The organism is Gilliamella sp. N-G2 (genome assembly GCF_002142215.1).
Taxonomy (GTDB): domain Bacteria; phylum Pseudomonadota; class Gammaproteobacteria; order Enterobacterales; family Orbaceae; genus Gilliamella.
In genome coordinates this window covers 73,309-90,846 of the sequence record NZ_NAST01000001.1, presented here as the reverse complement: position 1 = coordinate 90,846, position 17,538 = coordinate 73,309, and the positions used below count along the sequence as shown (strand labels likewise).

Here is a 17,538-nt window from a genome sequence, read left to right as displayed (position 1 = left end):
GATCTGTGTTTTCTATTTATCAATTAAAATCTCGCTTTCAAGCATTGCTTCGTCCTTATGTGAATTCGCTTTATTATTCACGAATAACCGCCAATCAAGTCACGTTAGCTGCTTGTGCTGGGTCGATATTGGTTGCTTTATTAGTTGGCTTTTTTGCCGATCATCAATGGCTATTTTTGTTAATACCCATATGGATGTTTATCCGGATGGCTCTTAATGCTATTGATGGTATGTTAGCCAGAGAATTTCGTCAGAAATCCAATTTAGGTGCCTATTTAAATGAGATTTGTGATGTGATTTCCGATTGTGCTCTGCTGTTAATCTTTACTCAAATAAATCAAGTTAATACCAATTTAATGATATTAGTGATCTTATTATCATTTCTAACCGAATACGCGGGTGTACTCGGTGTGATGATTGGTAGCTCTCGACGTTATGATGGACCTATGGGGAAAAGCGATCGAGCTTTAGCTTTTAGCCTAATTAGTTTAGGAATTGCAACCTATCTATTGCCTCTTGAATGGCTAAATGTTCTATTGTGGCTTATCACCTTTTTGCTACTAATTACTGTGATTAATAGAGTGAGAAAAGGATTGCAAGAAGCGAAAAATAATAAGGAATAATTAATGCGCGAACAGCAGCAAAACACATTTATTAGTCATGATGGCTGTCAATTATTTTATCGTTATTGGCCAGCAGTCGATAGTGATACGAAAACAGCTTCAAAAGCAATTGTACTTTTTCATCGTGGGCATGAACATTCTGGACGCATTGCTCATTTAGCAGAAGAGCTGGAATTACCTGATTTCCATATTTTCGCATGGGATGCGCGAGGAAATGGTCAATCTGATGGTCAACGTAGTGATGCGGTAAATTTTGCTACTCTGATAAAAGATGCCAACTGTTTTATAGAGCATATCATTAAAGAATATGCGATTGATATGCAAGATATTGCTATTATCGCTCAAAGTGTTGGTGCAGTAATTGCTGCTGGTTGGGTACATGATTATGTACCGAATATTCGCGCTTTAGTTTTAGGTGCTCCAGCTTTTAGCGTTAAATTATATGTGCCATTAGCGGTGCCTGGACTTAAGTTATTATATAACTTGAAGGGCAATTTCTTTGTAAATAGTTATGTCAAACCGAATTTACTAACCCATGATGGCAGTCGAGCAGATTCTTTTAATAAAGATCCTTTAATTACTAAACCTATTTCGGTTAGATTACTGCTTGATTTGTATGCGGTAGCGGATCGAATTGTTAAGGATGCCAATGCGATCACTGTACCCACACAGTTATTAGTTTCTGGCTCTGATTTTGTGGTGCGACGCAAACCACAACAAGCCTTTTATGATAATTTAGGAACCAATCAAAAAGAGTTTCATATCCTACCAAAATTTTATCACGATACCTTTGGTGAAAAAGATCGTTATATGGCTATTGATAGAGCAAGGCGATTTATTCAAGGTTGTTTTGCTAATCAACCCGATGTTCCAAAGTTAACAAATGCCGATCGGGTTGGTTATACTCGATCTGAATCCGATAAGTTAGCTTTACCGCCTTCTGGTTGGCTTAAACCATGGTATTGGAAGTTAGTTAAAGCGACCTTGAAATATGCTAGTAATTTGTCGGATGGAATTAAGTTAGGCTTTGAAACCGGTTTTGACTCCGGTAGTACACTTGATTATGTTTATCGAAATCAGCCATCCGGCACTTCAAAATTGGGGCAATTTTTTGATTATCTCTATTTGCAATCTATTGGTTGGCGAGGGATTCGGCAACGAAAAATTCATCTTGAACAGCTCTTAAAGCAAGCTATTGAACAGTTACAACAACAATCTACTGAAGTAAATATTGTTGATATAGCCGCAGGGCATGGTCGATATATTTTAGAAACCATTAGTCAAATCGCTAATAAACCTAATTCGGTGTTGTTGCGGGATTATAGTGATATTAATATCCGCGATGGACAAGAACTAATTGAGCAGCAGGGTTTAAGTAGCATCGTTCGTTTTGAAAAAGGCGATGCCTTTAATCGTGAAGAGCTTTCACAATTATCACCTAAACCTAATTTAGCGGTAGTATCAGGATTGTATGAATTATTTGGTGATAATCAACTGTTACAGCAATCTTTATCTGGCTTGGCTGATGTAATTCCAGAAGGGGGGTATTTACTTTATACCAATCAACCTTGGCATCCGCAATTAGAATTTATTGCTAGAGCGTTAACTTCACATCGAGAAGGGCAACCGTGGATCATGCGACGCCGAACACAGATCGAGATGGATCAGTTAGTTGCCGAAGCAGGTTTTAGTAAAGTGACCATGTTAGTAGACCAGTGGGGGATTTTTACCGTATCACTGGCACAACGAACTTCGCATTGATTATGTTTAAACTGTTTAGCCGACTTAATGTCTATAAATGTGTATGGTTAGCCGGTTTATCAGTGTTCTTTTTTGCTAGCTATAATTTTGCCAACTGGCTATCAGCTCAGCGTGAGGATGTTGCAAGTCTATTTTTTAGTTGGGAATATTCTATTCCGCTTTGGTCATGGACGATAATTCCTTATTGGTCTATCGATCTGATGTATGGATTAGCTATTCTTTTAACATCTTCTTGGCAATCACTTAAAAATCTTGGTTTACGGCTATTAACGGCACAAGTGATTTGTATCATCTGTTTTTTAATTTTTCCGCTTAAGTTCTATTTTGAACGGCCTGCTTTGGATGGATTTTTTGGCTTGATGTTTGATATTTTAATGGGATTTGATAAGCCGTTTAATCAAGCTCCTTCATTACACATCACTTTATTAGTTATTTTGTGGCAATTTTATGCTCAATATTTTCGGGGGGTTGGGCGTTATCTATTACATTTTTGGTGTTTTTTGATTGCACTTTCGGTTTTAACTACTTGGCAACATCATTTTTTTGATATTCCAACTGGATTATGGGTAGGGTGTTTTTCTATTTGGCTATGGCCATATAATATGACGACGCCATTAAAACATCGACCATTAACTAAAAATTATACTTGGGCGATGATCTATTTTTGTTTATGCCTACTGTCACTCACTATAGCTATTTATGTTTCTGGCTGGGCACTTTGGTTGTTATGGTTGGCTGGTGCCTGGTTATTGATTGCAGCTAATTATTGGTTGTTTGGTGCCTGCGGTTTGCAAAAACAGCAAAATGGTCATTTTAAGTTAGCCGTTTATCTGCTCTATTTGCCATTTTTTGTTATTATGTGGCTCAATTCACGGTTATGGACAATTAAACATCCAACTGATGATTTGATTATTGATGAAGTCTATTTAGGTCGCATTCCAACCTCAAAATCGCTAAATCAAAATCATTTTATATCGGTTGTCGATCTTTGTGCTGAGTTGCCAATTGGATGTTTTAACGGTAACTATAAGCTTATTCCGGTTTTAGATATGACTCCCTTATCACAACAAGAGTGTCAGCAGGCTGCACAAGCTATCGAATATTATCGGCAGCAGGGTAAATTATTAGTCTGTTGTGCTTTAGGTTATTCGAGGAGTGCAACTGCAGTTATTGCATGGTTATTGTGGACTAAAAGAGCTAACACTCTGCAACAGGCGATAGCTATAGTAAAAGAACAGCGAAATTCAATTGTGATTTCTCGCCAGCAACAACTGATTTTATCCAATTGGTTGGCTAACTTTAAAGATGAGACAGTGATATGTTGAGTAGTAATAATAGTTCGCAAAATAGTGTAACTAAAGTAGATTTAGTAACGTTTTGTTGTTTTTTATCGTTAAGTAAACATATTGATATTTTTTCGATGCTATTAACCATATTAGCTGCTATTGTCGCTTTGATTCATGTTTCGCTAACATCATTAACTATCTGTTGCCTAATCATTTTTATTCTAGGTTTAATAAGTAAGTATTATGCAATAAGGTTAGATTTTGATAGAAAATTGTTTGTATATTTATCTGAGCATGTTGATCATTTGCCTGAAGAGCTATCAGCTATGGATAAAGCATTAGCCAATTTGCAACTAATCAAACCTTATCAATCATCAAGAACAGTCGCTGAACGGCAAAAAGGGATTTTATCCTTGTTTAAAAAGCAGATAATTCTATTTTTATTACAAAATTGTTTAGTCGTTTTTATGGTGATTAATGCTATTATCACAAGTTAATAAATTAACACCACAGCAATATAAGGAGCGCTGAGATGTCCCATTTCCAATATGATACGCTATTATTATTTTTGGGCATCAGCTTGTTTTTATTAGTGGCAACAATTATTGGTCAATTGTTAAAATATCGTCTTACATCGCCTAATAGTGTTATCGATAATTTAAATACTCGCATCAATGCGTGGTGGGTAATGGTTGCCATTATTGGTTTAGCGTTTTGGTTTGGACAACTGGCAGTAATTTTTTTGTTTTTTGTTATTTCAGCTTTAGCATTGCGAGAGTTTCTTATTTTAACGCCTATCAATCACTCTGATTATTTTGCCCTAATCTTTGCTTTTGCAGTTGCTTTACCCGTGCAATATATTTTGGTTGCCTTAGCATGGTATGGTCTATTTAGTATCTTTATTCCGGTTTATGCTTTTTTGTTTCTGGCGATATTTGCCACAATAACTGGTTCAACCACTAATTTTTTGGCGAGAATAGCCGATGTGCAATGGGGATTGATGATTACGGTATATAGTATCTCGTGTGTGCCGGCATTATTAGTATTAGATATCGAAAATTACCAAGGGCGTAATCTATTACTCATTGCTTATTTAGTATTAATCGTTCAGTTATCTGACGTGTTGCAGTACGTATTTGGTAAATTATTTGGTAAACATAAAATTAGCCCAAACGTATCACCATCAAAGACGATTGAAGGCTTTATTGCTGGCGTTTTATCTGCTAGTTTTATTGGTGCCTGTATGTGTTGGATTACTCCGTTTACTTTTGTACAATCAGGACTTATTTCTTTAATGATCACTTTGTTAGGATTTATGGGTGGTTTAGTTATGTCTGCTATTAAACGTGATCGCGGGGTAAAAGATTGGGGCAAACTAATAGGTGGTCACGGTGGAATACTTGATCGTTTTGATTCTATTTGTTTTGCCGCGCCGATATTTTTTCATATCGTAAGGTATTTTTGGTTAGTATAGTTTTTTATGTGATGAAAAATTTTATTAAAACTGAAATATAATCAAATAATTTCAAAAATTGATGCTAAAAAAGAGCAAAAAAAGTTAATTTATGATATAAATACATGCATTGTATTAACGTTAGATATAAGTAAGGACTATAATATGTTAAAAGAGCAAATGGTAGTAAAAAATGCAACTGGTTTACATGCACGCCCGGTAACAACGCTTGTTAAATTAGCTGGCCGTTATAAATCATCAATTGAACTTGTTTATAACGATAAAACCATTAAATTAAAAAGTATGATGGGTTTACTTGGTGCAGGTGTTAAAGGTGGTTCAACTGTTGAAATCATCTGTGATGGTGAAGATGAAAAAGCAGCAATGGATGAAATTCGTGAATTATTTGCTACTGGTTTTGGTGAATAATTTTAAGTAATTTTAATTTAGCTTATTTACTTAGAAACAACAATCCCGTCGACCTAGGTTGACGGGATTTTTTTAAAAGGGCATCAACTAAATACTTTCAAGTAGACCTAATAGATTACTAATCTTTGATGATTGAATCCAATTCTGTATGATCAATAGAAGGCAATGATTTGGTAAAACATCGAGTTAGATAAAGTAAATAACAAAATCCAATTACTAACCAAATTAAACCTACCGTCATCGCTGTCGTTTCAAGACTGGTCCATAGCCATAACGAAAGTAATACGCCAATTGCTGGCATTAATCCATATTTGAAAATCATTGGTAATGTTTTTTTCGTACCACTTAGGTAGCTTTTGATTACGCACAGGTTAACGAAGGTAAAGGCTACTAAGGCGCCAAAACTGATCATCGAAACGACTAAACTTAAGTCAAGAACTAAAGCGAGTAGTGAAAAACAGGAAACAAAAATAATTGATAAATAAGGTGTTCTAAAGCGTGGATGAATTTTATAGAAGATCTGTTTTGGTAATACACCTTCACGTCCCATCGCATAAAAGATTCGTGACACGCTAGTTTGCGCTGTCATAGTTGAAGCAAAGACACCAGTTAAATAGGCTGTTTGAAAGAAGTTATACATAAAATCATTGCCGTATTTACCAAGTACATTGGTTAAGTGACTTATGTTGTCCACTCTACGCATTACATCCAAACTGGCGGTATCTTTATTATCAACAAAATCTGTCCATTGTGGGTAAGCTAAATGCGCACAATATGAGACAACTAAAAATATACAACCAGCAATCAATACGGTGCCGATAATTGCTCTTGGTAAGGTTTTTTTCGCATCATTGGATTCTTCTGCTAGTGTTGCTATAGCATCAAAACCTAAGAAGGCAAGACATAATATGGCAGCTCCAGAAAATAAACCACTGAAATCATCGGTTGTGACTGATATTGGTTTTAACATTGTTTCAGGTGTTAAATGAACATTTGTCAATGTTAAAATAATAAACAATACGATGAATAATGCTTGAAAGAAATTCAAAGTAATATTGGCCCAATTAATTAACTTGATTCCAAGGTAATTTAATACACTTACACCTACAATCGAACCCAATACATATACATAAGCTGGAATACTATCATATAGTTCATGTAGATAGATCCCTAAAACCAAGTAATTTAATATTGGTAAAAATAGGTAATCAAGAATTTGTGCCCATCCAACTAAAAAACCTGCTTTTCCACCAAAAGTTCGTTGTACATAGGTATAAGCCGAACCAGCAATAGGTAGTTTATTTGCCATTCGGCAATAACTCAATGCTGTGAAAAAGATCATGGCAAGGGTGATAATGTAGGCTATAGGTAAGTGTCCATTACTGACAACGGTAACTTCCCCATAAGTGGTAAAGATCCCTAAAGGAACCATATAAGCTAAACCAAATGCAATCAATGCAGGTGTGGTTAAAACTCGTTTCATTTTTATTGCGGACATGATTTAATTTGCTCCTCTGTCCCAAAAAACAATAAAAAACTACTAAGTATAGTTTTGCCTTTTTACCCGCTTAAAGCGGCAGGGAATTCTGCCATATTATCATAATTATGCAAGCTAATTTTTAGTAAAGATTATAAATCCGGATGATTTGCAGGCTTTTTCGAAATAAAAATCAAAAATAATTGGTTCAATAGTGTTATTACTAGGTTGGATTGGCACATTTATTCGTTGATCAGCTAATTATCCAATTTTTTATAAACAGTTATATTTTTACTTAAAAATCATGTATAAAGATTGTACACAGAACAGTGATTAATTAGGAGGATATATTATGGAACCAATTCCCGTTTTACCTGTTGAATTAACGAGTGATGTTATTACGCATAAGTCATCAGTGATTAAATTGATGGCGGAACAAAGCGAAGTTTATTTAACGGATGTAAATAAATTCTTTGTTGATGTTATGCAACATGAGCAAGAGATGGAAACTGATGTTTTGCCCAATATTGCATTACCGCATTCCAAAAGTGATGCAGTGAAAACACCATTTATTGTCGTAGCGAAATATAATCAAGGGATAGTCTGGAATAATGCTAATAAAGTTAAGTTAGTGGTGCTGATCGGTGCACCAAAAAATGCTAATAAAGAGCATTTGACTATTATTGCGAAATTGGCGGCTAACTTGGCTGATGACGATTTCATTGAGGTTCTATTAAATAGTGATATTCAAACAGTAGCAGAAAAAATCCGAGGTTTATATGAGTAAAGAATCCTTAAATAATAAAAAGATTGTCGCTATATGTGCTTGTACTGCTGGTATGGCGCACACCTATATTGCTAAACAAAAAATTGAAAACGAAGCTAAAAAGCGTGGATGGGATTGTAAAGTTGAAACCCAAGGAGCAGCTGGAATTGATAATGTATTAACTGAGCAAGATCTGAAAAGTGCTGATGTGATTTTGTTAGCGACAGATATTTCGATCGATAATGCTGAACGGCTAGAACCTTTTAAAAATGTGATTAAGGTTAGCACTGGTGAAGCGGTTAAAAATACAGCTAACATTTTTAATAATGCCGAAGCCTTATCATCCAAAAAAGAAGTAAAAGAGAGTATTGGTAAAGAGATATTTAGATCGTTAAATACTGGTATTAGTAAATTTTTACCTGTCATCATTGCTTCCGGTATTCTTTTTTCAATTGTGTTAATGACTGGGCATGTGAGTGGTGACACCATTCTACCTAGTAATCAATTCTTTGCCGATTTGCAACAAGTGGCTCTTTACGGCTTTGCAATGATGGTACCAGTGCTTGCGGCATATATGGCTTACTCTATTGGTGGTAATGCTGCCTTGGCACCAGCGTTTATTATGGGATATGTAGTAAATAATCCAATTGGCAGTAATCATGTATCTACCGGTTTTATTGGTGCAATGATTTTCGGTGTTCTTATTGGCTATTTTGTTAAATGGTTCAAAACTGTTAAGGTCCATCCGGTTATTGCTTCGGTTATGCCTGTGATGATCATTCCAACTGTGACATTATTGATCATGGCGCCTATCTATATTTATGGTTTGTCATATCCCCTCGATTGGTTTGTAAAAGCGATGGTAGAAACCTTAAAAGGTATGTCAGAAGTTAATGCGGCATTTTTAGGTATAGGAATCGGTGTTCTTGCTGCGCTTGATATGGGTGGACCTTGCAGTAAAGCGGCGACTGCTTTTACGTTAGCCGCTATGGCGGAAGGTGTTTATGGTCCTAATGGTGTGTTTCGTATGTGTTGTGCAATTCCTCCTTTAGGATTAGCAATATCTTCTTTACTGGTATCACGTTCTAAATACACCAAAGAAGAAAAAGAGTTTGGTATCACTGCGTTCTTTTTATCGTTAGCTGGTATTACCGAAGGTGCGATTCCATTCGCCGCTAAAGATCCAAAACGGGTTATTATCGCCATAGTTGTGGGTACAGCAATTGCTGGTATGTTAGGTATGATTAATGGTATTGATTCCTTAGTTGCATTTGGTGGTTTAGTCGCATTAGGTGGCGTAACTAAAGGTGCATTGTGGTATGTGATTGATATGTTTATCGGAGCATTTATTATTGCTGCGATTTTACACTTTACTCGAAAACCAGCAGTTGAGGGTGATGTTGTTGTTGATGCGGACTAGTAATAAAAAACTACCCCGACCCATTGGCGGGGTAGTGAATTTATTTAAAGTTTATTAAGCTTGTTGATAAACCGTTTTGCCGCCAACAATTGTCGTTAGTACTTTGACGTTTTGCATATCTGTTGCCGGAATGGTAAATGGATTGCGATCTAAAATAATTAAATCAGCAAATTTGCCTTTTTCAATAGAGCCGATATATTCATCTTGTTTTAACACGTAAGCTGCACCAATAGTTGCACAACGTAGCACTTCAACGGCAGTTAAATTGCGGTCGCTGTTTAAGCGTGGGTGTTCGGCGTCAATTTGTCGAGTCATAGCAATTTGGAAATCATACCATTCATTAAGTGGATCAATTGGCCAATCACTACCAAAAGCACAGGTTACGCCGGCATCAATATATTGGCCATGGGCTTCTAAACCATTATAACGTTCAGCACCAAACAGAGTTTGATATTGTTCAACCATTGCCGAGCTACAACCAGCCCATTGGAATGAGAATACCACACTGGCTTTTAATTGTTTATAACGGGCAAATTGATGCATCGCACTGAGTTCATTATGGGCAGTACTTGGGCGAATATCAGCATCCGGTAGTGCTTTTCGCATTTTTTCAATAGCGTTAAGAACCACTTCGATCGCGCCTTCACCAACGGTGTGCATGTGCGGGTGAAAACCTGCTTTCGATGATTCAAGGATTAAAGCATCTAGCATTTCTGTAGAGTAATAAAGATCACCATAGCGATCTTTTTCATTTTCTAATTGATACGGTTTTAGCAAACGCGCTGTCATTAACGGCGCTTGCATTACGCCATCAACAAATAATTTGGTATGCGATACTTTTATTCCCGGTTTAGGTTGCCAATTTTGGTCATCATAGCGTTTAGCAAACTGTTTTACCCGATCAATTACCGCTGGAATGTCTTCAATTGAATTGACATCATCAGGGGGTAATTCACGGGCACCAAATAAGCGTATTGAAAGCTCATCTTGCTGTTGTAATTTTAAAAATGCATCGGCTTGGGTTTCAGTAATACGCGCATCCATTACTGAAGTTACACCTTGCTTATTTAATTCTGTTTGTGATAATTTAGCAATGTTTATCGCTTGTTCATCGGTAAGTTTAGAAATGCTATCAAATGCGCGCATTGCTGGAGCATCTTCTAAAATTCCGTTTAATTCGCCATCTTCAGTACGTCCAATTTTGCCATCAGAAGGCTCTGGCGTATTACGATCGAGTCCAAATTTTTCTAAAGCAATACTGTTAGCAACGAGTGTATGACAATCATTTGAGAATAGAATAACCGGACGCGTGGTATTAAGCTTGTCAAGATCAAAACGGGTAATGTCAGTGCCGATTGGTAATACTTCTTGACGCAACCAGCCACGAATTTGTAACCAATTTGTGCTATTATTACTGGAATCGTTATCTAAATATTTTTGAATAATGGCCAGAGTGGCATCAACAGTTAAACTTTGATAATTTAAATTACATGAAGATAATTGCATGCCGCCCCAAAAAGTATGTAAATGGGCATCAATAATGCCTGGCATCATGGTTTTATTTTGTAGATCATAAATTATCGTACAATTATCAACATATTGAGTGTTATTTATCTCTTGTGTGGTGCCAGTTGCAATAATATAGCCGTTTTGAATTGCAATAGCTTCACAAACTGTATCGTATTTGTCAGCCGTGTAGATGTGGCCATTAATATAAATAACATCGGCTTTTGCCATTATACGTGATTCCTTAATTAGAAGATTGAAGTTAAAGGTGAACGATAGCAGATTTATAAAAAATTTGTCAAATGCAATAATTTTCTTTATTGTGTGATGAGTTTATGCTACAACTATCATATTTAGTTACAGCGTCACAAGGTGAGCTTATGAAATACCAACAATTAGAAAACCTTGAATGCGGTTGGAAGTGGCACTATCTAGTAAAAAGACATTTAGAAGGTGAGCTAATTACTCGTTATATAGAAAGAAGTGCAGCAGAGCAAGCTGTAAATGAACTACTATTATTAGAACACAAGCCGACAGCTGTCGTTGATTGGATTAAGCAGCATTTAAATCCCGATTTAGATAATCGCATGAAACAAACTATTCGGGCAAGGCGAAAACGGCATTTTAATGCCGAGCAACAAAATACACGTAAAAAATCTATTGATTTGGAATTTCTAGTCTGGCAAAGGTTAGCTAATTTAGCTAAACGCCGAAAATGTACGTTGTCACAAACAATTACGCAATTAATTGAAGATGCAGAGCAAAAAGAGCAATATGCCACTAAAGTATCGACAATTAAAGATGATTTACTGTCATTACTCGATGATAATTTATACGGTAAATAACTTAAACTACAGGATAAATAGGTTTAATTATGGGAAAATCCCTTGTTATTGTGGAATCACCAGCAAAAGCAAAAACGATTAATAAATACCTTGGCAAAGATTTCGTGGTTAAATCAAGCGTGGGGCATATTCGAGATCTTCCAGTAAGTGGTAGTAGCCACCGCAATGAAAAAGCCAGCAAAGATAAAACTGAGAAGAAAGTAAAACGATCTGAAAAACAGGTCTTAGTCGACCGTATGAGTGTCGATCCTTATAATGGTTGGAAAGCTCATTATGAAATTTTGCCAGGCAAAGAGCGGGTCGTTGATGAACTTAAAAAATTAGCCAAAGATGCGGATATGATCTATCTAGCAACCGACTTGGATAGAGAAGGGGAAGCCATAGCTTGGCATCTTAAAGATGTTATTGGTGGTGATGATGATAAGTATCGCCGCGTTGTATTTAATGAAATCACTAAAACTGCTATTCAAAATGCATTTAAACATCCGGCTATGTTGGATATGGATCGCGTTAATGCTCAACAAGCACGCCGATTTATGGACCGTGTGGTGGGTTTTATGGTGTCGCCGTTACTTTGGAAGAAAGTGGCACGTGGTTTATCGGCCGGTCGCGTTCAATCAGTTGCGGTACGATTAGTCGTTGAACGTGAACGCGAAATCCACGCTTTTATTCCTGAAGAGTATTGGGAACTTTATGCCGATTTAAAAACTGCTAATCAAGAAAAATTAACCATGCAAGTCACGCATTATAAAGATGATGCGTTTGAACCAAAAGATCAAGTTGCGATTGATATTGCTTTAGCAGAGCTAAATAACAAGCAATACCAAGTTACCAATATTGAAGAAAAACCGACTAAAAGTAATCCAACTGCACCATTTATCACCTCAACTTTGCAACAAGCGGCAAGCACTCGTCTTGGCTTTGGGGTGAAGAAGACAATGATGTTAGCCCAGCGCTTATATGAAGCCGGTTATATCACTTATATGCGTACCGACTCAACAAATTTGAGTCAAGATGCATTAAACATGGTTCGCGATTATATTGGCAAAAACTATGGTGATAAATACCTACCGAAATCACCGAATGTTTATACAAGTAAGAAAAATTCACAAGAAGCGCATGAAGCAATTCGTCCGTCAGATGTCAATATTTCAGCAACTAATCTTAGTGATGTCGACGTTGATGCGGTTAAATTATATCAATTAATTTGGCGTCAATTTGTTGCTTGCCAGATGACATCCGCTGAATATAACTCTATCACACTTACTGTTAAAGCGGGTGATTTTACTTTAAAAGCTAAAGGTCGTACTTTACGTTTTGATGGTTGGACAAAAGTGCAATCTCAATTAAGTAAAAATAATGAAGATAAGATGTTACCAGCAGTATCGGTTGAAGATATTTTAGAACTACTCAGTTTAAATCCAGATCAACACTTTACTAAACCTCCTGCTCGTTACAATGAAGCCTCGTTGGTAAAAGAATTGGAAAAAAGAGAAATTGGTCGTCCTTCTACTTATGCTACCATTATTTCAACCATTCAAGATCGTGGATATGTTCGATTAGATAATCGTCGTTTTTATGCGGAAAAAATCGGTGAGATTGTTACTGACAGGTTAAGTGAAAACTTTAATGATCTTATGAGTTATGATTTTACTGCACGCATGGAACATGCACTTGATGAGATTGCCAATAAAAAACAAGAATGGCGCGAAGTTTTAGATCAATTCTTTGAAGATTTTAGCCAGCATCTTGAAATTGCTGAACAAGATCCTGATCGTGGAGGAATGCAATTAAATCCACTCGTTTTAACACCGGAAATTAAATGTCCTAACTGTGGTCGTGAAATGGGGATCAAAACAGCGGGAACCGGGGTATTTTTAGCATGTTCAGGTTATGCGTTGCCACCAAAAGAGCGTTGTAAGCAGACAATTAACTTGATTCCTGAACATGAAACTTTGAACATTTTGGAAGAAGCGGAAACAGCTGAGACTAATGCTTTAAGAGCACTTAAACGTTGCCCTAAATGTCACACTGCGATGGATAGTTATCTACTGGATAATGAGCGTAAGTTACACATTTGCGGTAATAACCCGATTTGTGATGGCTCATTAGTTGAAAAGGGCACATTTAAAGTAAAAAGTTACGATGGTCCAATTATTGAATGTGAAAAATGTGGATCAGAAATGCATCTTAAGTCAGGCCGTTTTGGTTTGTATATGGGATGTACTAACCAAGATTGTAAAAACACGCGTAAAATCTTAAAAAATGGTGACGTGGCTCCTCCTAAAGAAGATCCTGTTGATTTGCCTGAACTAAAATGTAGCAAATCAGATGCCCATTTTGTACTAAGAGATGGTGCATCAGGTATCTTTTTAGCGGCTCATAATTTTCCTAAATCTAGGGAAACTCGTGCACCTTTAATTGAAGAGTTACAACGTTTTAAATATCGTTTACCGGAAAAATTTATTTATTTAACCGAAGCCCCAAGTCATGATCCAAATGGCAATCCGAGTATTGTTCGCTTTAGTCGTAAAAGTAAGGAACAATATGTCACATCTGAAGTGAACGGCAAATCTACCGGTTGGTTGATGAAATATGTTCATGGTAAATGGGTTGATAGTAAAAAATAGGTAAGAACACCAGGTCATTTTTGAAGAATAGATCAGGTTAAGTAGCCGTTTTAGTATAAAAAAGCTGTTTTGTGCTAAAGTTTGAAAGGAATTACCTTGCAATTTCCTTCTTTCTTAAATTATTGTTGAGAAGAGGGAAATGTATATGGTCAAAGGAGCCTTTGTCATGAAGTTGCAACAACTGCGTTATATTGTTGAGGTCGTCAATAACGATCTCAATGTCTCTCTTACCTCTGAAAAACTGTATACCTCGCAACCAGGGATTAGTAAGCAGATTAAATTATTGGAAGACGAGCTCAATGTACAAATCTTTACCCGTGTAGGTAAACATCTTTCAGAAGTTACGCCAGTTGGTGAGCAAATTATTGCTTTAGCCCGTGAGATTTTAAATAAAGCACAAGATATTAAAATTCTAGCTAAAGAGTTTAGTCAACCAAATCAAGGCTCATTAACAATTACCACCACTTATACTCAAGCTCGGTATACTTTACCATTGGTTATCCAGCAATTTATGCTGCAATATCCAAGTATCACCCTTCATATGGAGCAAGGTTCATCCGCTCAATGTCTCTTGCAAGCACAAACCGGACAAGCGGACTTTGCTATAGTTACTGATTTGTCAGATCTTAGTGATGATATGATTGCTTTACCTTGTTATCACTGGAACCAAGCGGTGATTGTTATGAAAGATCATCCTTTAGCCAAAAGTAAGCTAATCACAATCGAAGAATTATCTAACTATCCATTAGTCAGTTACGACTTTTCTAATGACGGTTCTGACCTAAATCAAGCATTTATTAAGGCTAATCAAGTACCTAATATTGTATTTAGCACCACTGATGCTGATTTAATTAAGACCTATGTTAAGTTAGGTGTTGGTGTTGGCATTGTTGCTAAGATGGCGGTAAATGAGAGCTCTGATAGTGAGTTTGTGGTACTTAATGCTGGCCATATCTTCCCCTACAGTACCACTTATATCGCATTTGCACGTTCTCTGTTTTTGCGTAACTATATGTACGATTTTATTAGCCAATTTTCACCACATTTAAATAGACAAACCATCGATAAACTTAGTCTCTGTGAAAATAATATCGCTGTGCAAGCTATGTTTAATGGCGTCAAGTTACCTGTTAGATAAAACTATTGGTCATTTGTGGCTAATAAAGTTTAGCAAACCAAGCAGCGAATAGTGTGCTTGGTTTTTTTGGTGGTTATTTATGTCTAGCTTTTAAAATACCGATCACATCTTTTAGAGCAAGGTTTTGATCTTGCAGTAGCACGAGTAAGTGATAAATTAAATCAGCTGATTCATTTTTTAACTCTTCTTTATCGTGTACCGTGGCTGCAAGCGCAGTTTCAACGCCTTCTTCTCCCACTTTTTGGGCAATACGTTTAGTACCGTCATGGTAGAGTTTTGCGGTATAAGAGGATTGCGGATCGGCTTGTTTACGAGCCCCCAACAATTGCTCTAAATCATATAGAAAGCCCCACTCAGTTTTGCAATTGGTGAAGCAGCTATTTGCTCCGGTATGACAAGTTGGTCCGATTGGGTTGACTAAGATTAACAGCGTATCGTTATCACAATCGGATGAGATACTAACTACATTTAAAAAGTTACCCGAGGTTTCGCCTTTGGTCCATAAACGTTGTTTGGAGCGAGAATAAAAGGTGACTTTTCCACTGCTTTGGGTTTGAGCTAAAGCCTCTTGATTCATATAACCAAGCATCAGTACTTCGCCAGATACATAGTGCTGAATAATAACTGGCATTAAATTATCGACTTTTTGCCAATCAAGTTGTTTGGTATCTATTTGTATTTGGGAATGTTGAGTTAGCATAATCGTATTTCTACTCCATGTTGAGCTAAGTATTGTTTAAGTTCACCAATATTAATAATTTGTTTATGAAAGACTGAAGCCGCTAAAGCACCATCAACGTTGGCCTCTTTAAAAGCTTGTAAAAAGTGTTCCATCGTACCTGCGCCGCCAGAGGCAATCAGTGGTACTTGGCAAACTTCCCGAATTGTTTTAAGTTGCTTAAGATCGTAACCATTGCGAACGCCATCTTGATTCATCATATTTAATACAATTTCACCGGCACCTCGCTTTTGCACCTCTTGCACCCAATCAATCGTATTCCATTTGGTAGCGACTGTGCGTTTTTCATCGCCAGTGAATTGATAAACGTGGTAACTATCTGAATCTTTATCATACCAAGTATCAATCCCCACAACGATACACTGCACCCCGTAACAATCCGCTAATTCAGTAATTAAGCCCGGATTAGCTAAAGCAGGGGAGTTAATTGAAATTTTATCCGCACCATAAGTGAGAATTCTTCCTGCATCTTCAACCGTTTTTATCCCACCAGCGACACAAAATGGAATATCTATTACTTTAGCGACTTTTGCCACCCAACTTTTGTCTACTACCCGACCGTCGGATGAGGCTGTGATATCATAAAATACCAATTCGTCAGCGCCTTCTTCGGCATAGCGTTTGGCTAGCGGTACTATATCACCTATGATTTCGTGATTACGGAATTGTACACCTTTAACAACTTGCCCATTACGAACGTCCAAACAAGGTATTATCCTTTTTGCCAACATGCAATTGCCTCCTGAACTGTAAATTTACCTTCGAGTAATGCTCGACCGACGATGATACCTGCAACACCGCTCTCTTGTAACGCTTTAACATCGTCCAATTGTCCAATTCCGCCAGAAGCTTGAAAAGCAATAGTTGGGTATTTTTGGCTGATCTCTTGATATAACTTCACATTAGAACCACTTAGCGTTCCATCTTTGGAAATATCTGTACATAGTACATGTTTCAAGCCATAGGGTAGATAATCATCAATAACTTGTTCCAATGTCTGTTTAGAATCCTCTTGCCAACCATGGATAGCGACATTTTTGTTACCTTGTTGATCAATACGAACATCTAAGGCTAACACTAAAGATTCAGGACCATAAGTATCAAACCATTTTTTAACCAAATCAGGTTGTTTAATGGCTGTTGAACCAATAACTACGCGGGTGGCACCTGCTGATAATAATGCTTTAACATCTTCTTCTGTCCGAATTCCACCACCAATTTGTACTGGAACTTGTACACCATTAATCAGGGATTTTATCAATGAGATTTGTCGAGCTTTCGGATCTTTAGCTCCAGTTAAATCAACTAGATGTAATAGTTTCGCACCTTGCTTTTGATAATCTTGTAGACGAGCTAAAGGATCATTACCATAATCTCGTTTTTGGTCATAATCACCTTGATGTAACCGCACAACAGTACCATCAATTAAATCAAGCGCGGGAATGATAATAGGATAAACTGCCAT

General features: G+C 36.9%; 16 protein-coding genes. 11 read left to right on the top strand and 5 right to left on the bottom strand.

What is annotated here, in order from left to right:
- The first annotated feature begins 5 nt into the window (after nt 1-5).
- From B6C99_RS00440 to B6C99_RS00415, 6 genes are all read left to right on the top strand, one after another.
- Nucleotides 6-623: a CDP-alcohol phosphatidyltransferase family protein gene (locus B6C99_RS00440; protein WP_086358016.1), complete on the top strand. Its 618-nt coding sequence runs from the start codon at nt 6-8 to the stop codon at nt 621-623.
- A gap of 3 nt (nt 624-626) precedes the next feature.
- Nucleotides 627-2,384: a bifunctional alpha/beta hydrolase/class I SAM-dependent methyltransferase gene (locus B6C99_RS00435; RefSeq protein WP_086358015.1), complete on the top strand. Its 1,758-nt coding sequence runs from the start codon at nt 627-629 to the stop codon at nt 2,382-2,384.
- A 2-nt stretch (nt 2,385-2,386) separates the two neighbouring features.
- Nucleotides 2,387-3,709, top strand: coding sequence for a phosphatase PAP2/dual specificity phosphatase family protein (locus tag B6C99_RS00430; protein ID WP_086358014.1), 1,323 nt, complete (start codon nt 2,387-2,389; stop codon nt 3,707-3,709).
- Complete coding sequence (locus B6C99_RS00425; protein WP_086358013.1) at nt 3,703-4,167, top strand: hypothetical protein; 465 nt, start codon at nt 3,703-3,705, stop codon at nt 4,165-4,167. Before B6C99_RS00430 ends, B6C99_RS00425 begins: the two co-directional genes overlap by 7 nt.
- A 35-nt stretch (nt 4,168-4,202) precedes the next feature.
- Complete coding sequence (locus tag B6C99_RS00420) at nt 4,203-5,144, top strand: phosphatidate cytidylyltransferase (protein ID WP_086358012.1); 942 nt, start codon at nt 4,203-4,205, stop codon at nt 5,142-5,144.
- A 144-nt stretch (nt 5,145-5,288) separates the two neighbouring features.
- Nucleotides 5,289-5,552: an HPr family phosphocarrier protein gene (locus B6C99_RS00415; RefSeq protein WP_086358011.1), complete on the top strand. Its 264-nt coding sequence runs from the start codon at nt 5,289-5,291 to the stop codon at nt 5,550-5,552.
- Between the two features lie 118 nt (nt 5,553-5,670).
- On the opposite strand, the gene B6C99_RS00410 is transcribed toward B6C99_RS00415, so the two are convergent.
- Nucleotides 5,671-7,050, bottom strand: coding sequence for an APC family permease (locus tag B6C99_RS00410; RefSeq protein WP_216819323.1), 1,380 nt, complete (start codon nt 7,048-7,050; stop codon nt 5,671-5,673).
- A gap of 331 nt (nt 7,051-7,381) precedes the next feature.
- On the opposite strand from B6C99_RS00410, the gene B6C99_RS00405 reads away from it, so the two are divergent.
- Both B6C99_RS00405 and B6C99_RS00400 read left to right on the top strand, forming a co-directional pair.
- Nucleotides 7,382-7,816, top strand: coding sequence for a PTS sugar transporter subunit IIA (locus B6C99_RS00405; protein WP_086358009.1), 435 nt, complete (start codon nt 7,382-7,384; stop codon nt 7,814-7,816).
- Nucleotides 7,809-9,215: a PTS fructose transporter subunit IIC gene (locus tag B6C99_RS00400; RefSeq protein WP_086358008.1), complete on the top strand. Its 1,407-nt coding sequence runs from the start codon at nt 7,809-7,811 to the stop codon at nt 9,213-9,215. Before B6C99_RS00405 ends, B6C99_RS00400 begins: the two co-directional genes overlap by 8 nt.
- 54 nt (nt 9,216-9,269) lie before the next feature.
- On the opposite strand, the gene B6C99_RS00395 is transcribed toward B6C99_RS00400, so the two are convergent.
- A complete protein-coding gene (locus B6C99_RS00395) occupies nt 9,270-10,952 on the bottom strand; it encodes an amidohydrolase (protein ID WP_086358007.1) in 1,683 nt (560 codons plus the stop codon).
- Between the two features lie 149 nt (nt 10,953-11,101).
- Between B6C99_RS00395 and matP the strand changes: the two genes are divergently transcribed.
- The 3 genes from matP to cysB all read left to right on the top strand — a co-directional run bounded on the left by matP (nt 11,102) and on the right by cysB (nt 15,334).
- Complete coding sequence (gene matP, locus B6C99_RS00390; protein ID WP_086358138.1) at nt 11,102-11,566, top strand: macrodomain Ter protein MatP; 465 nt, start codon at nt 11,102-11,104, stop codon at nt 11,564-11,566.
- Nucleotides 11,567-11,595: 29 nt separating this feature from the next.
- On the top strand, nt 11,596-14,196 hold the full coding sequence (gene topA, locus B6C99_RS00385) for a type I DNA topoisomerase (protein WP_086358006.1): 2,601 nt from the start codon (nt 11,596-11,598) through the stop codon (nt 14,194-14,196).
- A gap of 166 nt (nt 14,197-14,362) precedes the next feature.
- Nucleotides 14,363-15,334: an HTH-type transcriptional regulator CysB gene (cysB, locus tag B6C99_RS00380; protein WP_086358005.1), complete on the top strand. Its 972-nt coding sequence runs from the start codon at nt 14,363-14,365 to the stop codon at nt 15,332-15,334.
- A 73-nt stretch (nt 15,335-15,407) separates the two neighbouring features.
- On the opposite strand, the gene hisIE is transcribed toward cysB, so the two are convergent.
- Genes hisIE through hisA form a run of 3 tightly spaced genes read right to left on the bottom strand, consistent with a single transcriptional unit; the run spans nt 15,408 to nt 17,523 of the window.
- On the bottom strand, nt 15,408-16,034 hold the full coding sequence (hisIE, locus tag B6C99_RS00375) for a bifunctional phosphoribosyl-AMP cyclohydrolase/phosphoribosyl-ATP diphosphatase HisIE (RefSeq protein ID WP_086358004.1): 627 nt from the start codon (nt 16,032-16,034) through the stop codon (nt 15,408-15,410).
- Nucleotides 16,028-16,804: an imidazole glycerol phosphate synthase subunit HisF gene (gene hisF, locus B6C99_RS00370; protein WP_086358003.1), complete on the bottom strand. Its 777-nt coding sequence runs from the start codon at nt 16,802-16,804 to the stop codon at nt 16,028-16,030. The genes hisIE and hisF overlap by 7 nt, the downstream gene beginning before the upstream one ends.
- Nucleotides 16,786-17,523, bottom strand: coding sequence for a 1-(5-phosphoribosyl)-5-[(5-phosphoribosylamino)methylideneamino]imidazole-4-carboxamide isomerase (gene hisA / locus B6C99_RS00365; RefSeq protein ID WP_086358137.1), 738 nt, complete (start codon nt 17,521-17,523; stop codon nt 16,786-16,788). The genes hisF and hisA overlap by 19 nt, the downstream gene beginning before the upstream one ends.
- Between the last annotated feature and the right edge of the window lie 15 nt (nt 17,524-17,538).